The sequence below is a fragment of the Rhodoferax sp. genome, assembly GCF_030653815.1.
Lineage (GTDB): Bacteria > Pseudomonadota > Gammaproteobacteria > Burkholderiales > Burkholderiaceae_C > Rhodoferax.
The window spans coordinates 69,125-88,488 of the sequence record NZ_JAURYQ010000038.1 but is presented as its reverse complement, the minus strand read 5'-3'; the positions used below and the strand labels follow the sequence as shown (position 1 = coordinate 88,488).

The following is a 19,364-nucleotide window of genomic DNA, read 5'->3' as shown; positions in this document are numbered from 1 at the left end:
ACCTCATGGTTTGATAGTTACAGCCGCTCGATGATGGTGACGTTGGCCTGGCCGCCGCCTTCGCACATGGTTTGCAGGCCATATCGGCCACCGGTGCGCTCCAGTTCATGCAGCAGGGTGGTCATGAGTTTGGTGCCAGAAGCACCCAGCGGATGGCCCAGCGCGATGGCACCGCCGTTGACGTTGGTGCGTTCGTGTGAGTAACCGGTTTCCTTGAGCCAGGCCATGACCACCGAAGCAAAGGCCTCGTTGATCTCAACCAGATCCATGTCTTCGAGCTTCATGCCGGATTTTTTTAGTGCGTGGGCGGTGGCGCTGATCGGGGCCGTGAGGTGCCAGATCGGGTCATCGGCGCGCACGCTCAGGTGCGCAATGCGGGCGCGTGGTGTCAATTGATAACGTTTAAGCGCAGCCTCTGAGACCACCAGCACCGCCGAGGATGCGTCACATGTGGAACTGGAAACCGCCGCCGTTATTTTGGGATAGTTTGGATCCACCGGCGTCAGTGTGGCCAGCTTTTCCAGCGTGCTGGCGCGGGCGGTTTCGTCCATGCGGAAGTCGCCACCGGGCAAGGCAAAGGGCACGATCTCACGGTCAAAACGCCCCTCGGTGATGGCCCGCAACGCGCGGTCGTGGCTTTCTTTGGCAAATCGTTCCATGTCCTCGCGCGACAGGCCCCAGTGGTCGGCAATGCGCTGCGCTGCATAAAACTGGTTCACTGGTGCATCGCCAAATCGCGCCTGCCAGCCCTTGCTTTCGGCAAATGGCGTGGTAAAGCCCAAGGCTTGCCCCGCCAGCATCGCCGAAGAAATCGGGATGCTGCTCATGGTTTGCACGCCACCGGCCAGCACCACATCCTGAGTGCCGCTCATGACGGCTTGGGCGGCAAAATGGACGGCCTGCTGGGACGAGCCACATTGGCGGTCTACGGTGGTGCCGGGCACGCACATGGGCATACCGGCAGCCAGCCAGGCGGTGCGCGCAATGTCGCCGGCCAGTGCGCCGATGGTGTCGACACAGCCAAAGATGACGTCGTCGTAATCTTCGGCGGGAATCGCGTTGCGCCCGACGATGGCGCGGATGACGTGGGCCCCCAGATCGGCACCATGCACTTGGGCAAGAGAGCCGTTACGTTTGCCCGTGGGTGAACGCAAGGCATCAACAATATAAGCTTCGGCCATGAATTCAGGCTCCGGTTGACAAAGAGAAATCGAAGGCATCGCCAGGTCCGGGTACGCTGGCGCTGGCCTCACCCAGCAAAAATTCCGACATGCGGGCCTGGTGGAAGGTGCGGTCACCCCAGGCGGCATCGAGCACCCAGGCACGCTTCATGAACATCTGCAGGTCCACCTCCCAGGTGTAGCCCATGGCACCATGAACATGAATGCCCTTGCGGGCCGCAGTCCAGGCGGCATCGGCGCAGGCCAGTTTGGCGTGGGACACCCAGGCTGCCAGATTAGCCTCGCCATGCGCCAGGGCATGGACCGCACGGTAAAACACGGGCTTGGCAAATTCAATCTTGGTCACCACATCCGCCAGGTGGTGCTTGACGGCCTGAAACGAACCAATCGGCTTGCCAAACTGTTTGCGCTGGGCCACATAGTCCACCGACAAATCCAGCATACGCTGCGCCAGACCGATCAACTGCCCAGCCACGCACAAGGCACCGCGCTCCAGGGCTTCGTCCCACAGAAGCTGACCGGCATCCCCTTCGGCCACCAGGGTGAGGGGGCTTGGGGTCCAGTCCACTTGGGCCAGGCGACGCGATGCGTCGATGCTGCGCAAGGGTGTCAGGTTGACCGCATCCCCGGCCACGGCATGCAACGCCAGTCCGTTCGGCGTGGCCTCTGCCAGCAACAGCAAATCGGCCAGATGGGCATCCGCCACATAGGGGTTGACCGGATGGCCGACCGCAATCCGGCAGGTGCCATCCACAATGCGTGGCAACCAGGTAGCGCGTAGCGGGTGTTCTGCCGACAGACCCGAAAGCAGGCCGGCAGCCACATAGGCGGTATCGCCCAGAGAGTCAGGAATGGCGTAATAACCCAGTTCTTGGGTCATCAGGGCCCAGTCGATGTCATTCAGGCCCAGGCCGCCTTCGGCTTCGGGCACCGAAAGCCCCATCAGGCCCTGCGCCGCAATCTTGCCGCGTAATTCGGGCGAACGGCCAATGTCGGTTTCCCAAATCTCGCGCAGCATTTCCGGCGCCGCTTCGGTCATCAGAAAACGACTCACCGAGTCGCGAAAGGCGATCTGGTCGCCGCTGAAAGTGAAGTCCATGGTCAGGCCCCCTTCAAGATTTGGGCAAACCGAGCATACGCTCGGCGATGATGTTGCGCTGGATTTCGTTGCTGCCAGCGTAGATCGGGCCGGCCTGGGCAAACAAGAAGCCTTCGAGCCAATCGTGCGCCTCGGGGTCGTCACAAAGCTCGGCGTAGGGCCCCAGGATGCGCATGGCGGTCTCGTGTAATTGCAAGTCCAGTTCCGACCAGAAGATCTTGTTGGTGCTGGACTCGGCACCAATGGTGGCGCCGTGCGCCATGCGGCCCACGGTGTGGTAGGTGGCCAGGGTATAGGCCTGCGCGCCCATCCAGGCCCGCGTCACCGCTTCACGGATGGAAGGGTCACGGTCGGCGCTGGCCTGATGGCGGCGGTACAGCGCGACCAGCTTCTGGGCACTGCGCTGGTAACGCGCGGGTGAGCGCAACAGCAGGCCGCGCTCGAACCCAGCCGTGGCCATGGCCACGTGCCAGCCCTGGCCTTCCTCACCCACACGATTGCTGGCAGCCACCTTGACATCGTCAAAGAACACCTCGGCAAAGGCCTGCTTGCCATTGAGCGCGCGGATGGGCCGAATCGTGATGCCTGGCGCATCCAGCGGCACCATCAGATAGCTCAGGCCATGATGGCGACTTGACGCCGGGTCGCTGCGGAACAAGCCGAACAACCAATTGGCAAACAGGGCACGGGTGGACCAGGTCTTCTGACCGTTAAGCACATAGTGTTCACCATCATCACTGCGCAGCGCGCGACTGGTGATGGCGGCCATGTCGGAACCGGCATTGGGTTCGCTCCAGCCCTGCGCCCACATGTCATCACAACGCGCCATGCGCGGCAGGAAGCGCGCTTTTTGCTCGGGCGTGCCGAACTCCATCAAGGTCGGACCCAGCAGATTGATGCCGTTCTGGTTGACACGTTGCGGCGCATCGGCCGCCCAGTATTCCTCTTCGAAAATCAGCCACTCAGTCAGGCTGCAACCGCGCCCACCCAGTTCCTTGGGCCAGGTGACGCTGCTCCACCCCGCATCGGCCAGCTGGGCCTCCCATTGGCGGTGCTGCTCGAAGCCATCGCGGGTGTCATAACTGGCAAACGCCGCGGAGGGAACGTTGGCATGTAACCAATCGCGCACCTCGGCGCGAAAGGCGTGCTGCTCAGGGGTATAACTCAGTTCCATGGTGGATTCCTTTGCAATCAGAACTTGGCGTCGCGCTTCGCAACGAAGGCATCACGGGTTTCAGCCGAGTCCGGGCTCATGTAGGCCTGCAGCGTGAAGCCCTGCTCCCAGCGGTATTTGTCTTCGAGATTGCCGTCTTCAATGCCGGTCAGGGCTTCCTTGGCAATCCGGATCATGGCCGGACTTTTGGCGGCGATTTTGGCGGCAATGGCCAGCGCCGTATCGCGCAATTCGGCGCGCGGCACCACCCGCTCAATGGCGCCCAGACGGTAGGCCTCGGGGGCACCAATCATGTCGCCGGTGAAAAACAGGTAGCGGGTTTTCTGTACGCCAAACATGCGCTGCAAGTGCGCTGCGCCGCCCATGGCACCCCGGTCCACCTCGGGCAAGCCAAAGCTGGCATCGTCAGCCGCGACCACGATGTCGGCCGCGCCACAAATGCCAATGCCGCCACCCAGAACAAAGCCTTGCACGGCGGCGATCACCGGCACCTTGTTGAGGTGAACCGCCTTGAAAGTGGCGTAATTGCCGGCGTTCACATCAATGATCAGCTTGTCATTGGCCGCCAGCTCCTTGATGTCAACGCCGGCACAAAAACCGCGGCCCTCGGCGCGAATGACGATCACACGCACGTCCGGACGTTCGCCGATTGCTGCAATTTCAGCGGCCAGGCCAGACCAACCGGCGGCATTGAGCGCATTCACGGGGGGGCGATCCAGCACGATTTCGGCCACACCGTTGTCATGAAGTTGGGTATGAAACTGTTGTGTCATGGGGTGAGGTTTCCTTTGTGCCGATCAGGCGGTCATCATGTTCAAGGCAGCGCGGCGCTCGCAGGCCAGTGCCACCATGCCGTCAATCACTTCTTGGCAGGTGTCCAGGCGGCCAATCAGCGCGGCCACCTGGCCGGCAGACATCACGCCCTCGGCCGGCTTGCCGTCGACCATGGCACGCTGCAGGAGCATCGGTGCATTGGCAGCCATCACCGTCTGTGCAACGCTGGACGCATCGTCGCGAAAAGCCTGCCACAACACACTGAAGGCGTGCTGCAGGGTCATGCCGGTTTGGGCCTTCCATTGCAAGGCCAGGCTCAGGGCGATGCGCAAGCGCTTGAAGGCCGACGCTTTTTCCAGCATTGCCAGGTATTCATTCGGGATCATGCGCTGCGGCATGCCGTCCACCAAGTGTGAAATCTGGATTTTTTCAGCATCTTTGGTCGCCAGGTAACGTTGCAATGTCACCTCGGGCACGCCCGAATCACGTGTCATCATGAAACGCGTGCCCATGGCAATGCCTTGTGCCCCGAAAGCCAGCGCTGCCACAAACCCACGGCCGTCGTAAAACCCGCCTGCAGCCACCACCGGCACCTTGACCGCATCGACCACCTGGGGCAACAGCACCGTGGTCGGCACCGAGCCGGTGTGGCCGCCACCCTCCCCACCCTGAATGGTGATGACGTTGGCGCCCATCTCGATGGCTTTTTGAGCATGCTTGAGTGCCCCGACGGTTGGCATGCAAACGATCCCGGCATCGCGCAGTCGGCCGATCACCTTCTTGTCAGGCCCGCGGCCATAACTCACCGCGCGCAGCTTGTGTTTGACCGCCAGGTCCAGCAATTGCTGCGCGTTGGGCTGGAACATGTGAAAGTTAAGGCCAAAAGGCTGGTCCCCAGTGAGCTCTTTGACGCGCAGAATTTCATCTTCGATGCGGTCCGCCGCAATGGTGGCCCCAGCCAAAAAACCAAAGCCACCGGCCTTGGTGGTGGCCGCGACCAAGGACGAACCAGCAACCCAGCCCATGGCGGTCTGGACGATGGGGTACCTGCACCCGAGCAGGTCACAAAGGGGGGTGTACAGTTCCGATTTGGCTGCAATGGCGCCCAACATATCGTGGAGTGGGCTATTCGGATCAGAGTCAATGCTCACGCTTGGTTTTCCTTTTTATTGGCTTGTGCCATTGTCTTGGCATCATGGCCACCGAGCGCACCCGTGCCCAGCACCTGGCTGTGCGCGTGGGCAAAATGGTGGTACCCAAATGCCAAATCCATCGTTGTGCGCAAGCCTTGCAGCTCTTCGACCCGGTTGATCACCTGCTTGGTCAGTGCCAGACCCAGGCGTGGTTGTTGCGCGATGCGCGCGGCAATGTCCAGCGTTTGCGCCTCAAGTTGCTCACGCGAGAACACCCGGTTGACCATGCCCATCTGGTAAGCGCGCTCGGCACTCATACGATCCCCCAGAAACAGAAACTCCTTGGCGATGCGTGGGTTCAGCTCATGGGCGTGGGCAAAATACTCCACCCCCGGGATACCCATGCGCACCACCGGATCCTGAAAGAATGCGTCGTCGCTGGCAATGATCAGATCGCAAACCCAGGCCAGCATGAGCCCGCCCGCCACGCAGGCGCCCTGCACCATGGCGATGGTGGGCTTGGGCAGGTCATGCCAACGGCGGCACATGGCCAGGTAAACCTCTTGCTCACGCACAAAAAGCTGCTCGGCGTCGGGCTTGTTGGTGTGGTCCCACCACAGGCTCTGGCGCTCAAAGGATTTGTTGATGTCGCGGCCCGGCGTGCCAATGTCGTGACCGGCGCTGAAATGCCGACCCGCACCTTTCAACACGATGACCTTGACGCTGTCGTCATCCACCGCACGGCGGAAGCCGGCGTCGAGCGCATAGGTCATCTGCGAGTTCTGCGCGTTATTGAACGCCGGTCGGTTCATGGTCAGGATGGCAATGCCATCCATGACTTCATACAGCACAGGCTCAGCGGTCTCGTAAACCGACGCATCCTCACGCGCCACAAAACCATCGCCGGGGTCAAGACTGCTCATCGCCGACACCTCAGCCGAGCGCCGAGGCGCGCACATTATGAGGATCCAGCCGGTCCAGCAGGGCCAGTTGCACCTCGGTCGGTGCCGCGGTCTCTGGCACAGCGTCTGGCACGAAAAGCGCGAAGCCGGTGGCGTCTTGCACCTGAGCCGCCGTCACCCCGGGATGCAAGGACACCAGTCGAACCTGACGCTCGGGTCCGCCAAAATCCATAACGGCGAGGTTGGAAAAGATCAGGCGGATATCGATCTCATCCAGACTCCAGCCGCGGGCCAGGCGCGCCGGGTTGTAACCCACAGACGCCACCATGTCGACCTCGCCCGCCACAAACACCTTGGGGCTGTGGTTCGGCACAAAAAAAGAGTTGGCATGGTTGATGGAGTTACCCGGGAAACCTCGCACCCCCAGCATCATCGATTTGGGCTTGGCGTAGTCGCTGCCAATCATCGAGATGTTGGCCTGACCAAAGCGGTCGATCTGGGTTGGCCCCACCATGGCGTGGCGTCTGCCACTCCAGACATTGTCGAAAATTCTGGAAAAACCCATCCAGGACTCGCGCTTGGGCACATAAGCGCCGCGCGGCCCCACAGGCACCGGCTCACGCACCAGCCAAGCCTCGGAATCGGTCATCATCAAATCCGTGTTGATGGATGCCATACACAGCGAGGCCGCCAGCCGCGGCACGATGCCAATGCCCGTGGCGAGCACTTCTCCGTCGTCTTTCCAGGCCTGCGCCGCAGCACAAATGATCCGGTCAACCAATGTAATTTCACGCATGACTGCTCCCATCAAAACACCGGCAGTGGCAACTTGCGCACCGCCTCCAACCCGCCCAATTGCGCCAGGTACGCCTGCTCGCCACAGCTCACGTATTGCTCTACATACTGCTGCCAGCCACCCGCCTCCTTGGCACTGGCCACGTAGTCCTTGAAGTGCTTGGCATCAAAACCGTACAGCGGCGCACAGGAACTCGGGTGCGCACCACCGGGCATGTGCACGACACCGCTGGTGTGCGAACGCTCCCAGAACACATAACGCGCCTCGTCCCCCTGCTCGAAATAGCTGCTGTCAACCAATTCGTCGCAACTGACAAAAGTCTGCCTGGCCGCGCGCGCGAACAGGTCATCCATGTACAGGTCAGGCCCCTTGATCTGGCAGACACCACGCACATCAGCCCGGTCCACATGCAGCAAAGCCACATCCAGCGGCAAAGCCGGCATCGCCACCCAGTCTTTGTCGTCATAGGGTGAACCGGTCAGCTTGAGACCGGGATTGCGCCTGAGCACATCGGTCCCCAGCCCAACCCGCGTGGGAATGTAAGGCACACGCATGCCGGCCGCCTTCAGGCCCAGCATGAACAGGCCCTCATCAACCTCCATGACCTCGAGCGCACCACTTTGGCGCGCCATGCGGAAATAAGGCTCCAGCGGGATGAAGTCGAGCGAAACGAAGGCGAACACCAGTTTTTTGACCTTGCCCGCAGCGCACAACATGCCCACATCGGCGCCGCCATAAGCCACCACCGTCAAGTCCTTGAGTGGACTGCGCAGGATCTCGCGCACCAGCGCCATCGGCTTGCGCCTGGGGCCCCAACCACCGATACCCACCGTCATGCCGTCTTTCATTTGGGCGACCACCTGGGTCGCGCTCATCTGTTTGTTTGCCATGGTCGTTCAAGCCTTCGGGCGTGCAATGCTGAAATCGTGGCCCCACAGACTCACGCGGGTGAACTCGTGGGTGATGTGCTCCTGCCAGTCGATCACCGCGCCACCGTAGCCAAACTCGATGTCAAAGTTCGACGGGCTGCGCATGTAGAAGGAGGTCACCCGGTCGTTGGTGTGCTGACCCAGCGTGGCGGTCTGCAGCACCTGGTGCTGCTGCATACGGTCCATGGCTCGCCCGACTTCGGGCATGTTTTCCACCTCCACCATCACATGCACACAACCACTCTCCACCGGAAATCCAGCCACCGCCAGGCTGTGATGGCGCCCGTTGTTGCAATGGAAAAAGTGAATCGGCAGGGTAGGACCGGCATCACCTGCTGGCTGAAAGTTGTAGATGTCCGACAGGCCAAAACCCATCACATCCTGATAAAAATCGGCTGTTTTCTTGAAATCAACTGAAGGCAGCACGGTGTGCCCCATGCCAATGTTGCCGGTCACAAAACGGGAAACCCCGGCCGGCGAGGCGAAATGCACAAAATCAGATTTGAAGCCCCAGACCAGCTCATGGCAGTTGCCCGACGGGTCCTGAAAACTCGCCACCTGCTGCGCGCAACGCAGGCGGCACAGGGCGGCATCACCCAACGCCACTGCAACACCGGCGTCAGCCAGATGATCCAGGGCAGCCTGGAATGCCGGCTGATTTGCCACCTCCCAGCCCGAGGCAACATAGGCATCACGCGCGCCGACCTGCACGGCAAAGCGGAACTGCCGCTCGTCCATACGCACATACAAGCCCCCGTCGGGTGAGGGCGCCGTCATCATGCCGAGGACGCCCTCGGCATAGGTTTGCCACTTTGCAAGGTCAGTGGTTTCGGCCACCACATAAGCCAGTCCGCGGATGTCGATCATTGATTACTTTCTTGGCCCCACCCATTGAGGCTTGTGAGCTGAATTTTCCTGACTTCGACCGGCAGAAGCATCGTCCGTTGAGACTAACGCCAACCCCTCGTTGAAGATCGCTGCGTGCAACAATCCAGGCCCGTGACCGAGCAGAGACCAGAAAAATGAACCCCACAGACGCACCGCCTCAGGCCAGCAAGCACCACATCAGCGGCCAAACGCTGTCACGTGCAGCGCTGGAAGAGCTCCTGACACAAAACCCGCGGGCCGTGGTGTTTGATGGCTGCAACTTTGACAGCGCTGACCTGTCGCGGCTCGAACTGAGCGGGTTTGAATTCAGGAGCTGCTCTTTGGTGGAGGCGTCGCTTTACGCGGCCGGCCTGTCGCAGACCCAATGGCTTGGCTGCCGCGCGCGCCAGGCCGACTTTGAAGCTGCGAACCTGAGCGACGCACGCTTCCAACATTGCGACCTCAACAACAGCCAATGGCGCCGTGCCAGACTGTCATCGGCTTCGTTCATGGCGTGCAAGCTTACCGGTGCCAGTTTTCAAGAAGTGGCACACCTCGGACTGTCGTTTGAGGACAGCCTGCTCGTTGGCGCCGACTTGCGCAAGATGTCGTTCCGAAAATTGCACCTCAGGCAGCTTGATTTCTCCGAGGCAGACTTGTCAGGCTGCGATTTTCGCGACGTGGTCTTTGAGGGTGGCAGCCTGCGCCATGCCCAGCTCAAGTTGACACGTTTTGACGGTGCTGACCTGCGCGAAGCCAAGCTTGATGGCCTCAAGCTGATCGATGCCAAGCTGTTCCGCGGCGCCACCCTCTCGCACCGTCAGGCGGCGCAGCTGATTGCAGAACTTGGCATCATCGTGGCGTGAGCCGCAGTCATTTAGGCGATCAAGCCAAGGGATAGTCTGTGTAGCCTGCTGCCCCAGGCGTGTACAGCGTCTTGCGATCAAAGCGCGCCAGTGGCAGGTCGGCGCGCAAGCGGGTCACCAGGTCTGGATTGCCAATAAAGTGCCTGGCAAAAGACAAGGCAGCATTCGGATACACCTGCAACGCAGCCTCGGCATTGTCCGCACCGAAGCCGTCATTGAGGATCAGCCTATCGCCAAAATAGGTTTGCGCCAGTGCAAAGGCATCAAGGTCCGTTGCCGGTGCGCGCATCACATGCAGGTAGGCCAGATCCAGCGTGGCCGCCTGGCGCATCAACTCACCATGCGTCGCCGCAGAGTTTTCGTCGCTGGTGTCGTTGTAGGTGTTGCCCGGATTCAGTCGCAAACCGACACGACCCGCACCTATCGCCGCCGCCATCTCACGCAGGCATTCAAAGGCAAAACGCGCCCGGTTTTCCGCGGAACCCCCGTAAGCATCGGTGCGCCGGTTGGTCGAAGAACTCAGGAACTGCATTGGCAGATAGCCGCTGGTACCGTGTAATTCGACGCCGTCAAAACCGGCCTCGCGGGCACGGCGCGCCGCTTGCGCATGCTCTTGCACGATCGCCCCGATCTCCTGCAGGCCGAGTGCACGAGGAGTGTCATAGGGCTGCAGGCCCGCGCTGTCGGTCACAATTTCCCCAGCGGCCTGGAGCGCCGTCGGCGCCACGGTCTCAACCCCGGCGGGCTTGATATGGTGGCTGCCAATGCGCCCGCCGTGCATGATCTGCAACACGATCAGACCGCCGCGCGCGTGCACGGCATCCGTGACTTGTCTCCACCCGGCGATTTGTGCTGGCGTGACGATACCGGGCTGGCGGCAGTAAGCCTGCCCCACTGCGCTGGGCCAGGTGCCCTCGGCGACGATCAACCCCGCGTCACCGCGCTGGCCGTAATAGTCGACCATCAGCGGGCCCGGTGTGCCATCGCTTGCGGCGCGGTTGCGCGTCATGGGCGCCATCACGACCCGGTTGGCGAGATGCAGTTCGCCGAGTTGCAGGGGTTCAAACAGTTTGCTCATCTCAACGTACCCGCATTTTGGGTGCGGCTGTGCCGCGCCGCATGGTGATCAAAAATTGCTCAAGCGGCGCCGGTGCTGCCACCTGGGGCAGTTGGTCCTTGTCAGGCCGCTCAGCCCAGAATTCCTTCCAGCTCGGAAACAAGTCGTGAAAGCTGCCGCTGTAGGGTTCGCGCCCGGGCCAGCGCAACTTCATGTCGCCAATCGGTGGCTTGTTCAGATCGGTGGCATACCAGTAACACGGCAGGCGCCGGCGGAAATACCAGACACCCCCGATGCGCTCGTAGTCGTCCCAATACAGCATCTGCATGATGACCCATTCAGGGCCACATTCGTGCTCGTTTTTGGAGTAGACAACGCCGGTTGCGTGGTCCGCATCCGCGAACTCGATGATGTGCTGACCCAGGTGGTGCGAGGTGCCCGTGAACTGGTCGCGCAGGGTTTGATCCTGCCAAGCCTTGAAGTGCGCACGGCCGACCTTGTCACGGCCAACCCGGATGTCCGGTGCAAACAGGTTCACATGGGCATCCATGTCGCGCATGTCAAGCGACAGCGAATACTTGCCAACCAACTGGCGAATCGCATCGAGCGACTCCAGCCGGTCAATACGTTGATCGAGGGAATTTGGCCAGGTCATACCTTGGCTCTCACAGCGCAGTGACCAGCACGGCCGAACGGCCACCATCCACCGGCAGGGCAGCACCCGTGACGTAGCTGGCCTCATCGCTTGCAAGGAACAGGATGGCGTTGGCCAACTCTTCGGGCTGTCCCACGCGGCCCATCGGAATCAACTTTTCGGTGTTCTTGCGGCTGGCTTCGTCAGCCAGCATACCGGCGGTTGCCGGAGTCTCGACCACGGCGGGAATCACCACGTTGACACGAATACCTGCGGCAGCGCCTTCGGCAGCCGCAGCGCGCGAGAAATTGATGATCGCAGCCTTGGCCGCAGAGTAGCCCGCCATATAGGCAGTTCCCAGCAGGCCGCAGATGGATGAGACGTTGATGATCGCGCCACCGCTGTTTTTCATTAACTTCATCGCTGCACGGGTTCCCCAAAAAGTGCCGTCCACCGAGGTGCTGAAATTGCCATGCCAGTCCTCCGTGCTGGTGGATTCAATCGCACCCCAGCTGTAAGCCATCGCGTTGTTGACCAAGATGTCAAAACGACCGTGGCGCTGCGCAGCAGCGTCCAACGCGGCCGTAAAGCCGGCCTCATCGCTGACATCGGCCTGTACCGCCTCTGCCTTGCCTCCGGCAGCAACGATTTGCGCCGCCACTGCGTCCAGCGGCTCCTTGCGGCGCCCGCAGATTACAACCGTCGCACCCTCCTGGGCGAAACGGATTGCCGTAGCCGCACCGATACCTGTGCCAGCGCCGGTGACAAAAGCCACCTTGCCTTGAAGTCTTCCTTGTGTCATCCTCATCTCCTTACAAAAAGGCGCTACCGCCATTGACGGCAAGGTTCTGGCCAGTCACAAAACCGCTGTCATCGCATGCCAGGAACAAGGCCACTCGGGCGATATCTTCTGGCTCGGCCATGCGGCCCATGGGAACACCCTTGATGATGGCATCGGCCCACTCCTGCGGGATACCTTGCATCATGGGCGTGTTGGTCGGCCCAGGTACCAGGGTGTTCACGCGGATACCGTGGCTGGCCAGTTCTTTGGCCATGCTTCGAGTCAAACCCATCAAAGCCGCCTTGGACGCGCAGTAGTGGGCTGGGCCGTCACCAGAAGCGGCAGCAGTGCTGGAAATGTTGACGATCACACCCGGCTTAGCCGTCTTCTGCATGGCGCGCACGACTTCACGGGCACAGTGAAAGGCCCCGGTCAGATTGACACCAATCACTCGCGCCCAGGTTTCATCGGTGATGTCGGCAAAAGCATCCACAGCACCCGTGCCCGCGTTGTTCACCAAAACATCCACCCGCCCAAAAAGGGTCACGACTTCGTCCACCACGGCTGCAACCGCAGCACTGTCAGCGACATTGAGGCAGCGAGCAATACTCTTGCCACCCAGGTCTGCCAGCGTCTGCTGCGCCGCCTCCAGATTCAAATCAAGCGCAACCACCGTCGCCCCTTCGGCAACAAAACGCTGAGCGATTGCGCGCCCCATACCCTGACCCGCACCGGTGACCAGCGCCACTTTGTCTTTCAATTTCATGTTGCACTCCTGTTTCTTCCAACGAACCATAACGTCGTTAGATTACGTCTGGCGTGACAGGCCACCATCCTTTAATCGGACTAGGCATCCGTGACTTGCCGGCAGCGCGCAAGGGGGCCCTCAGCCACGCCGATCAAAGCGAAGGGAGGGTAAGTACTTAGTTCGATAGGACTAGGACAACGCGATCACAAGATGCGATTCTTCACGCGAGACGCACCGGGAAGACAGCATTTCGGAAAACATATTTCCAAGGTTCTTCGATAGACGTATGCAAGGAGACAAAAATGAAAATTCACTTTTTTACCGTCAAATTTCTGCTGCTGTCGTGCCTCGTCGGATTGACAGTTTTTTTTACTGTTTTCAATGATGAGTTGATGTCGACCTCCATCAACAGTCGTGGAACATCAAGCGTTGGCACCTTCCATGCCGAAGCCCTCAAGCCAACGCAGTCATTTCTGCAAATCATATTTGCATCACACTGATTGTGAATGACCCCGCGAATTGCAAAGGCTCCAATCCTTGAGAAGATGGCGCCAGGATCGGCCACGCCGATAGAGATTCCCAACATGTTGTCCTGATCTTGCGGTCAAGTGGAAAGAGTGCGTTTGAGGAAGTACACCTTCGGGGCAAACTTGCAATAGTCGCGCAGTGATGACACGCGGTCACTTACAGCAAGCCACAAAGTGTGTCTTTGGATCGCATAAAAAATAAAACCCCAAGCAAATCAATCACTTGGGGTCAAATCCTGGCGGAAGCGGTGAGATTCGAACTCACGAACCCTTGCGGGTTGCCGGTTTTCAAGACCGGTGCAATCGACCACTCTGCCACGCTTCCAGGGGACGGATTCTAACCCGGCAACTCAGGCCACATTGCACTCGCGGCGCAACAAGGCCAGGGCGTCCAGCAGTTTGCTGTCACGATCGCTGATCAGGGTGGCTTGGGCCTCGTGGGCAAATTCCTGCCAGAGCCCGATAAAGTCGTCCTGGTGCTGCTCTGGCGCATGCGTCTGCAGGTACTGGGTGGCCAGTGCCGGCTGCCAGCTGTGTTTGCGGATTTTGCGCACCAGCGCGGCGGCGCTCTTGTCGGTCAGCAAAGTCTTGGGCGCGTTGCCGGCGGCCACGCACAGGCACAGGGTGAGCACGGTGCCGTCGTCACTGTGGCCCTGGGTGAGTTTGTCCCAGGCCGAGGACCGGTTGCGGTCATGCTGGCTGACTTCGCTCAAGGCGTCTTCAAGCCAGAAGTAGCGGCCCATGAAGGCCGGGGTCTGGTCAAACAGCTTGCGCGCAGGCAGGCGCGCGTCCAGCAGGCGGGGCCAGTCTGCCAGCACCGTTTGGCGAACGGCCTCGACCACCGTACGGTAAGCCGCAGGCAGATGCTCGGGCAGGGTCAACTGCGCTGCATCCAACTGCTGTTTGCGCAAGCCGGCGATCATTTTCTCGAAAGTGACCCAGTCAGGCAGCTCCTTGCGCCGCGTCAGGTTCAGCAGCAAGGCGGTGCGGATCACGGCCTCGGCGTCGGGCTCAGCGTCCTGCAGGTCATCAGGCGACAGGCCCAACTGGTCGGCAAACCAGAGCGCCGCCTCGACCACCTGCACGGCGTGCTGGCGTGCCAGAAACTCCGCCTGGTAGTCGGCATAACTGGCCAGCGACCAGCGTGCCAGTTGCGGAATATGACGGTCGCTGAAACCACCGCGCTCGTTCATGCCGAAGTGGGTGTTTTGCGGCATCACAATGAGCGCCTTGAGCAGGTCCGAGCCGGCCTTGGAGCGCGACAGCAGGGAGTAGTCGCGCAGCAGCACGGCGGCCGCGTGCAGGTCGCCTTGGCTTGCGTCCTGCAGGTGCAGACTGATCAGGTTGACCAGCCGGTCGCGCGCTTTTTCCAGCTCGGGGCGCAAATACTCGCTGCCGAAATAGCGCGCAATCTGCACCATGCCCTTGGGCGCGTCCTCGGCTATCGCCGCCAATTTTGCCTGGTCGATCAGGCCATGCTGCACGCCGTGAATCAAGGCTTTTTCAAAAAACGGGCGCGCGTCGAACAGCGACACACTTTGGGCGGATGCAGACTGGGGCTGTGTCATGTCAAATGGCGGATTCTTCGTCGGGGTCGATGGCGGCGGGGGTGGCTTTGCCGCGGTCGGTGTCGCTGGTTTCGAACTTGCCATCGTCCTCGGCCAGGTCCTCTTCGTCCAGACCGAGCTCGAAGGCGCGCGCCTTGGCGCGCAGCACCAGCAGCATTTCAATGAACAGGTCGGGGTTTTCGTAGCGCAGCAACCAGGCCAGTTGCATCCAGTCGGAGTCGGCCACCTCGTCCTGGTCCAGCCGGGCGCTCGCGTAGGCGTTGGCGCGAAGTTCGTCTTCGGACACCATGTCGCCGTCGTCTTCAACCGTGTCAAAGGTGCCGGTGCGGGCAAAGGCCTCGACGCGGCTCCACTTTTCTTCAAAATAATCGGCCAGCGCTTCGCTGCCGCCTTCCAGGTCGCCAATGGCGTTGATGAAGGCCAGCGGATCGGCACCGTCGCGGAAAATGATCGAGTTCATCATGCCGCGCAAATGGCTGCGGGTCAGGTCGCGGTACTGCTTTTCGATGACCACGGCGCGGGCAAACTGCTCGGGTGTGAGCATCAGGTTGATGATGGAAGCACGCGAGTTGTCGTACTCGCGAATCACCGCCAGCACATCCTTGGGCGGCAATTGTTCCAGCACTTCCATCAGCGCGCCGTCACCTTCGCGGTCAGCCAGTTCAACCAGGGCCGACTCGGCGCCCACGATGTCGCCCGCGGCAATCAGGGACTGCGTTTTTTCGATCAAAGCCAAATGCTGCATGTAGGATTCCTGTGGAGTCGATGAGGTCTTGCGGATGCGGATTCGGGCGCGAATGTGGAGGCTTTAGTCCTTGCGGTCAAAGCCGTGCTCTTCCAGCCAGTCAGCGCTGGATTCTTCGTGGTCATGGTGCTGTTCGCCGTCCTTGTCAAAGTCGTCAGCGTGGCCTTGCCGGCCCACGGCGCCGTGGGCACCATCGGCCTCATGGCCGTGGGTTTCGTGGCTTGCAGCCTCGTGGTGGTGCGACGAGGGCCGGTGATACACATACTCCAGCGCAGCCGCCACCACCATGAACCAGTCGCCCTGCGGCTCCTGCAGCAGCTGATCGGCCAGCTCCTTGGCCCACGGAGTCAACTGCACGGCGTCGCTCAGGCTGGTCCAGTCGGGGAACTCGTCGGACTCCAGGGTGAGCACCTGCTCCATTACCGCCGGCAGTTCAAAGTGAAATCCGTCGTGGAACACCACCGCCACCATCTCGGGGCTCAGTTCCATCATCTGCTTCAGGAACGTGATCTGGCCCCGCTTTTCCAGCAGACGCTTGCGCAGCACGTTGCGCCCCTCCGAGTCAAATGCGAGGTCGTCGATCTCGGCCTGGTAAGACGTGCGCAGTGCGCGAAAAAAAGCAGACATGCTCATGGCGTTCTCGAAGGTGGGGGTGGGTTTCAAAGGATGCGGCTGACGTAATCTTGCCAAATCAGGCGGGCGGTGTCGATCGGACTGTCAAGCAGGTTGCGCTGGCGGTTGTCATCATAAGCCTTGCGTTTGTCCGGGTCCGACAACACCTCATAGGCCACTTGGACCAGCCTGAAGCGCGCCGCGGCATCAAGAGCGCTATTGCGGTCCGGGTGGTGAATGGCGGCCTGCTGGCGAAAGGCTTTCTTGATATCGGCCAGCGTGGCAGACGGGCTCAGGCCCAGGGCAGCGTAATGGTCTTTCATGGGGTGGCTCTTTGACCCGCGCCTCAATGGCCGGAAAAATCGACCAGCGTGAACAAGGTCAGGCCGGTGGCGCGCAGCTTGTTGGAACCGCCCAGTTCCGGCAAATCGACAATGACCGCGCCTTCCATGACCTCGGCGCCCAATTTCTCCAGCAGTTTCTTGCCGGCCATCATGGTGCCGCCGGTGGCAATCAGGTCGTCAATCAAGAGCACGCGCTGACCCGGCTTGACGGCGTCGGTGTGCAGCTCCACGGTGGCGCTGCCGTACTCCAGCTCATAGGTTTCCTCGACCGTGGTGAAGGGCAGCTTGCCTTTCTTGCGGATCGGCACAAAGCCCACGCCCAACTCATAAGCCACCACCGCGCCCAGGATGAAACCGCGCGCGTCCAGCCCGGCGACCACATCGGGTCGACGCTCGGCGTCCATGTAGCGGTGCACAAAGGCATCAATCAGCACCCGGAACACCTTGGCGTCCTGCAGCAGCGGCGTGATGTCGCGAAACTGCACACCGGGCGCGGGCCAGTCGGGCACGGTGCGAATGTGTTCACGCAGGTATTGGTTCACACTGATGTTGAGCATAAAGAGTCCGGATCAATCAAAGTGCCTTATTGTGCCCCGCACGGCAAGCCTCTGGCGTCAAAAGCCCCCTTTGAGCAACAGGCGCTCGGCCTGCTCCAGCATGTCGGCCTTGCCCGAAAGCAGCAAGGAATCACCCTCCATCAAGACCAGGTCGTCCGCCAATTTGATGACTTGCCCGGTCTTGCGGCGCAAGCTGACCAGTTGCACGCCCAGGTTGTCCCAGTCGATGTCGCCCACGGTGCGGCCCAGGGACCTGGCTGTGAGCGACAACAACACCGAGGCCAGGCGTTCCTGTTGCAACTCGTCTGCCGTGCCGTCATCGGCACCGCGAAAGAAACCGCGCAGCAACTTGTAGCGCGCTTCACGCTGCTCCTGCACCAGGCGCAGCACCCGGCGCATGGGCACACCGACCAGCGCCAGCGCGTGACCGGCCAGCATCAAGGAACCCTCAATGGCTTCCGGCACCACTTCGGTGGCGCCGGCGAGTTGCAGGGCTTCCAGGTCATGGTCGTCCTGGGTGCGCACCACCACCGGCACCTGGGGCGCGTGCTCCTTGATGTGGGCCAGCACCTTCATGGCGCCAGGGGTTTCCAGGTAGGTGATGACCACGGCACTGGCGCGCGCCAGGCCGGCCGCCATCAGCGCCTGCAAGCGTGCCGCATCGCCAAACACCACAGAATCACCCGCGCCGGCGGCCTGGCGCACCCGATCGGGGTCGAGGTCAAGGGCGATGTAGGGAATGGCCTCCTTGTCGAGCATGCGCGCCAGGTTTTGGCCGCAGCGGCCATAGCCGCAAATGATCACGTGCTTGTTGGCCTTGATCGACTTGCGCGCAATGCTGGTCATGTGGACTGACTCCATCAGCCATTCGTTGCTGACGAGCTTCATCACAATCTGACTGCTGCGCATGATGATGAAAGGTGTGGCCAGCATCGACAACACCATCGCCGCCAGAATCGGATTGAGCAATTCAGGCGGCACCAGCTTGTTGCCTTGCGCCAGCGTCAGCAGCACGAAACCGAATTCGCCGGCCTGCGCCAAGTAGAGCCCGGTGCGCAAGGCGACGCCCATGGACGCGCCCAGAGCCCGCGCCAGAAAAGTCACCACCACCGCCTTGTAAAGCACCGGCACCGTCACCAGCAGCAGCACCAGCGGCCAGCGGTCCAGCACCAGGCGCCAGTCCAGCATCATGCCGATGCTGATGAAAAACAGCCCCAGCAACACATCGTGAAACGGCCGGATGTCGGTTTCCACCTGGTGCTTGTACTGGGTTTCCGAAATCAGCATGCCGGCAATGAACGCGCCCAGCGCCAGGCTCAGGCCTGCCAGCTCGGTCAGCCAGGCCAGGCCCAGCGTGACCAACAGCAGGTTCAGCACAAACAGCTCCTCGCTCTTGCGCCGCGCCACCAGGGTCAGCCACCAGCGCATGACGTGCGGCCCGCCCACCATCAGCACCGTGATCAGCACCGTGGCCTTGAGCAGCGCCCAGGCCAGGGTCTCCACCATCTGTTCCGGCGGTGCCCCCAGTGCCGGGATCAACACCAGCAGCGGCACCACAGCCAGGTCCTGGAACAACAGCACGCCCATCACGCGCTTGCCGTGCTCGGATTCCATTTCCAGCCGCTCGCTCATCAGTTTGACCACAATGGCGGTGCTGCTCATGGCCATGGCACTGGACAGGGCCAACGCGGTGTGCCAATTCATGCCCCAGTATTGGGGTGCGAGCACGGCAAAGGCCATGCTGGCCAGGGTGGTGACCAGCATGGTCAGCGCCACCTGGAACAGGCCCAGGCCAAACACCTGGTTGCGCATGCTGCGAAGTTTGGGCAGATTGAACTCCAGCCCGATCACGAACATCAGGAACACCACGCCAAATTCACCCAGATGGCGCACACCGTCGGCGTTCTTGGCCAAGGCCAACGCATTCGGGCCAATCACCACGCCCACGGTCAGGTAGCCCAGCATGGGCGGCAATTTGAGTGAGCGGCAAGCCACCACGCCAATCACGGCGGCCAGCAAGTACAGCAGGGTTAATTCAAGTGGATTCACCCCCTGATACTACCAAGCGAA

At 61.1% G+C, this 19,364-nt stretch carries 21 protein-coding genes and 1 tRNA gene; 2 read left to right on the top strand and 20 right to left on the bottom strand.

Annotated features, from left to right (window positions below; genetic code table 11):
- Positions 1-17: 17 nt before the first annotated feature.
- From Q7U49_RS15020 to Q7U49_RS14980, 9 genes are read right to left on the bottom strand one after another with little or no spacing between them, the layout of a single operon-like run.
- A complete protein-coding gene (locus Q7U49_RS15020; RefSeq protein ID WP_304765471.1) occupies positions 18-1,181 on the bottom strand; it encodes an acetyl-CoA C-acetyltransferase in 1,164 nt (387 codons plus the stop codon).
- Positions 1,182-1,185: 4 nt separating this feature from the next.
- Complete coding sequence (locus Q7U49_RS15015) at positions 1,186-2,280, bottom strand: acyl-CoA dehydrogenase family protein (RefSeq protein ID WP_304765468.1); 1,095 nt, start codon at positions 2,278-2,280, stop codon at positions 1,186-1,188.
- Between the two features lie 13 nt (positions 2,281-2,293).
- Positions 2,294-3,454 (bottom strand): acyl-CoA dehydrogenase family protein, encoded by a 1,161-nt coding sequence (locus tag Q7U49_RS15010; protein ID WP_304765465.1) that lies wholly within the window; start codon positions 3,452-3,454, stop codon positions 2,294-2,296.
- Positions 3,455-3,471: 17 nt separating this feature from the next.
- On the bottom strand, positions 3,472-4,227 hold the full coding sequence (locus Q7U49_RS15005; protein ID WP_304765463.1) for an enoyl-CoA hydratase family protein: 756 nt from the start codon (positions 4,225-4,227) through the stop codon (positions 3,472-3,474).
- Between the two features lie 24 nt (positions 4,228-4,251).
- Positions 4,252-5,340, bottom strand: coding sequence for a nitronate monooxygenase family protein (locus Q7U49_RS15000; RefSeq protein ID WP_304765561.1), 1,089 nt, complete (start codon positions 5,338-5,340; stop codon positions 4,252-4,254).
- Between the two features lie 35 nt (positions 5,341-5,375).
- Entirely contained in the window at positions 5,376-6,284 is a 909-nt protein-coding gene (locus tag Q7U49_RS14995; RefSeq protein WP_304765461.1) for an enoyl-CoA hydratase, read from the bottom strand.
- 10 nt (positions 6,285-6,294) lie between these two features.
- The gene (locus Q7U49_RS14990; RefSeq protein WP_304765458.1) at positions 6,295-7,059 is read right to left on the bottom strand and encodes a CoA-transferase subunit beta; all 765 of its coding nucleotides are present in this window, start codon (positions 7,057-7,059) and stop codon (positions 6,295-6,297) included.
- Between the two features lie 11 nt (positions 7,060-7,070).
- Positions 7,071-7,949, bottom strand: coding sequence for a CoA transferase subunit A (locus Q7U49_RS14985; RefSeq protein WP_304765455.1), 879 nt, complete (start codon positions 7,947-7,949; stop codon positions 7,071-7,073).
- A gap of 6 nt (positions 7,950-7,955) precedes the next feature.
- Entirely contained in the window at positions 7,956-8,855 is a 900-nt protein-coding gene (locus Q7U49_RS14980; RefSeq protein WP_304765452.1) for a VOC family protein, read from the bottom strand.
- 155 nt (positions 8,856-9,010) lie between these two features.
- Here Q7U49_RS14980 and Q7U49_RS14975 point away from each other — a divergent pair, with 155 nt between their 5' ends.
- Complete coding sequence (locus Q7U49_RS14975) at positions 9,011-9,721, top strand: pentapeptide repeat-containing protein (RefSeq protein WP_304765449.1); 711 nt, start codon at positions 9,011-9,013, stop codon at positions 9,719-9,721.
- A 19-nt stretch (positions 9,722-9,740) separates the two neighbouring features.
- Here Q7U49_RS14975 and Q7U49_RS14970 read toward each other — a convergent pair whose 3' ends face one another.
- Genes Q7U49_RS14970 through Q7U49_RS14955 form a run of 4 tightly spaced genes read right to left on the bottom strand, consistent with a single transcriptional unit; the run spans position 9,741 to position 12,959 of the window.
- Positions 9,741-10,799 (bottom strand): alkene reductase, encoded by a 1,059-nt coding sequence (locus Q7U49_RS14970; RefSeq protein WP_304765446.1) that lies wholly within the window; start codon positions 10,797-10,799, stop codon positions 9,741-9,743.
- Position 10,800: 1 nt separating this feature from the next.
- Positions 10,801-11,433, bottom strand: coding sequence for a nuclear transport factor 2 family protein (locus Q7U49_RS14965; protein ID WP_304765443.1), 633 nt, complete (start codon positions 11,431-11,433; stop codon positions 10,801-10,803).
- A 10-nt stretch (positions 11,434-11,443) separates the two neighbouring features.
- Positions 11,444-12,214, bottom strand: a complete 771-nt coding sequence (locus tag Q7U49_RS14960; RefSeq protein ID WP_304765441.1) for an SDR family NAD(P)-dependent oxidoreductase — start codon at positions 12,212-12,214, stop codon at positions 11,444-11,446.
- A 10-nt stretch (positions 12,215-12,224) separates the two neighbouring features.
- Entirely contained in the window at positions 12,225-12,959 is a 735-nt protein-coding gene (locus tag Q7U49_RS14955) for an SDR family NAD(P)-dependent oxidoreductase (RefSeq protein WP_304765437.1), read from the bottom strand.
- 284 nt (positions 12,960-13,243) lie between these two features.
- Here Q7U49_RS14955 and Q7U49_RS14950 point away from each other — a divergent pair, with 284 nt between their 5' ends.
- Positions 13,244-13,441 (top strand): hypothetical protein, encoded by a 198-nt coding sequence (locus Q7U49_RS14950; RefSeq protein ID WP_304765434.1) that lies wholly within the window; start codon positions 13,244-13,246, stop codon positions 13,439-13,441.
- A 264-nt stretch (positions 13,442-13,705) separates the two neighbouring features.
- On the opposite strand, the gene Q7U49_RS14945 is transcribed toward Q7U49_RS14950, so the two are convergent.
- The 7 genes from Q7U49_RS14945 to Q7U49_RS14915 form a co-directional block, all read right to left on the bottom strand.
- Positions 13,706-13,793: transfer RNA gene (locus Q7U49_RS14945), tRNA-Ser, on the bottom strand.
- A 25-nt stretch (positions 13,794-13,818) separates the two neighbouring features.
- Entirely contained in the window at positions 13,819-15,036 is a 1,218-nt protein-coding gene (locus Q7U49_RS14940) for a hypothetical protein (RefSeq protein ID WP_304765431.1), read from the bottom strand.
- Position 15,037: 1 nt separating this feature from the next.
- Positions 15,038-15,781 carry a hypothetical protein gene (locus Q7U49_RS14935; RefSeq protein WP_304765428.1) on the bottom strand — a complete coding sequence of 248 codons (744 nt, stop codon included), beginning with the start codon at positions 15,779-15,781 and terminating at the stop codon, positions 15,038-15,040.
- A gap of 63 nt (positions 15,782-15,844) precedes the next feature.
- Positions 15,845-16,444 (bottom strand): hypothetical protein, encoded by a 600-nt coding sequence (locus Q7U49_RS14930; RefSeq protein WP_304765425.1) that lies wholly within the window; start codon positions 16,442-16,444, stop codon positions 15,845-15,847.
- The gene (locus Q7U49_RS14925) at positions 16,441-16,716 is read right to left on the bottom strand and encodes a DnaJ domain-containing protein (RefSeq protein WP_304765423.1); all 276 of its coding nucleotides are present in this window, start codon (positions 16,714-16,716) and stop codon (positions 16,441-16,443) included. Before Q7U49_RS14925 ends, Q7U49_RS14930 begins: the two co-directional genes overlap by 4 nt.
- Positions 16,717-16,739: 23 nt before the next feature.
- The gene (locus Q7U49_RS14920) at positions 16,740-17,294 is read right to left on the bottom strand and encodes an adenine phosphoribosyltransferase (RefSeq protein WP_304765420.1); all 555 of its coding nucleotides are present in this window, start codon (positions 17,292-17,294) and stop codon (positions 16,740-16,742) included.
- Positions 17,295-17,351: 57 nt separating this feature from the next.
- Positions 17,352-19,343, bottom strand: coding sequence for a cation:proton antiporter (locus Q7U49_RS14915; protein WP_304765417.1), 1,992 nt, complete (start codon positions 19,341-19,343; stop codon positions 17,352-17,354).
- Positions 19,344-19,364 lie beyond the last annotated feature (21 nt).

Excerpts from the sequence above, each read along its gene's own strand:
- Q7U49_RS15020 (WP_304765471.1), bottom strand. The coding sequence starts at position 1,181 with ATGGCCGAAGCTTATATTGTTGATGCCTTGCGTTCACCCACGGGCAAA.
- Q7U49_RS15015 (WP_304765468.1), bottom strand. The coding sequence starts at position 2,280 with ATGGACTTCACTTTCAGCGGCGACCAGATCGCCTTTCGCGACTCGGTG.
- Q7U49_RS15010 (WP_304765465.1), bottom strand. The coding sequence starts at position 3,454 with ATGGAACTGAGTTATACCCCTGAGCAGCACGCCTTTCGCGCCGAGGTG.
- Q7U49_RS15005 (WP_304765463.1), bottom strand. The coding sequence starts at position 4,227 with ATGACACAACAGTTTCATACCCAACTTCATGACAACGGTGTGGCCGAA.
- Q7U49_RS15000 (WP_304765561.1), bottom strand. The coding sequence starts at position 5,340 with ATGTTGGGCGCCATTGCAGCCAAATCGGAACTGTACACCCCCCTTTGT.
- Q7U49_RS14995 (WP_304765461.1), bottom strand. The coding sequence starts at position 6,284 with ATGAGCAGTCTTGACCCCGGCGATGGTTTTGTGGCGCGTGAGGATGCG.
- Q7U49_RS14990 (WP_304765458.1), bottom strand. The coding sequence starts at position 7,059 with ATGCGTGAAATTACATTGGTTGACCGGATCATTTGTGCTGCGGCGCAG.
- Q7U49_RS14985 (WP_304765455.1), bottom strand. The coding sequence starts at position 7,949 with ATGGCAAACAAACAGATGAGCGCGACCCAGGTGGTCGCCCAAATGAAA.
- Q7U49_RS14980 (WP_304765452.1), bottom strand. The coding sequence starts at position 8,855 with ATGATCGACATCCGCGGACTGGCTTATGTGGTGGCCGAAACCACTGAC.
- Q7U49_RS14975 (WP_304765449.1), top strand. The coding sequence starts at position 9,011 with ATGAACCCCACAGACGCACCGCCTCAGGCCAGCAAGCACCACATCAGC.
- Q7U49_RS14970 (WP_304765446.1), bottom strand. The coding sequence starts at position 10,799 with ATGAGCAAACTGTTTGAACCCCTGCAACTCGGCGAACTGCATCTCGCC.
- Q7U49_RS14965 (WP_304765443.1), bottom strand. The coding sequence starts at position 11,433 with ATGACCTGGCCAAATTCCCTCGATCAACGTATTGACCGGCTGGAGTCG.
- Q7U49_RS14960 (WP_304765441.1), bottom strand. The coding sequence starts at position 12,214 with ATGACACAAGGAAGACTTCAAGGCAAGGTGGCTTTTGTCACCGGCGCT.
- Q7U49_RS14955 (WP_304765437.1), bottom strand. The coding sequence starts at position 12,959 with ATGAAATTGAAAGACAAAGTGGCGCTGGTCACCGGTGCGGGTCAGGGT.
- Q7U49_RS14950 (WP_304765434.1), top strand. The coding sequence starts at position 13,244 with ATGAAAATTCACTTTTTTACCGTCAAATTTCTGCTGCTGTCGTGCCTC.
- Q7U49_RS14940 (WP_304765431.1), bottom strand. The coding sequence starts at position 15,036 with ATGACACAGCCCCAGTCTGCATCCGCCCAAAGTGTGTCGCTGTTCGAC.
- Q7U49_RS14935 (WP_304765428.1), bottom strand. The coding sequence starts at position 15,781 with ATGCAGCATTTGGCTTTGATCGAAAAAACGCAGTCCCTGATTGCCGCG.
- Q7U49_RS14925 (WP_304765423.1), bottom strand. The coding sequence starts at position 16,716 with ATGAAAGACCATTACGCTGCCCTGGGCCTGAGCCCGTCTGCCACGCTG.
- Q7U49_RS14920 (WP_304765420.1), bottom strand. The coding sequence starts at position 17,294 with ATGCTCAACATCAGTGTGAACCAATACCTGCGTGAACACATTCGCACC.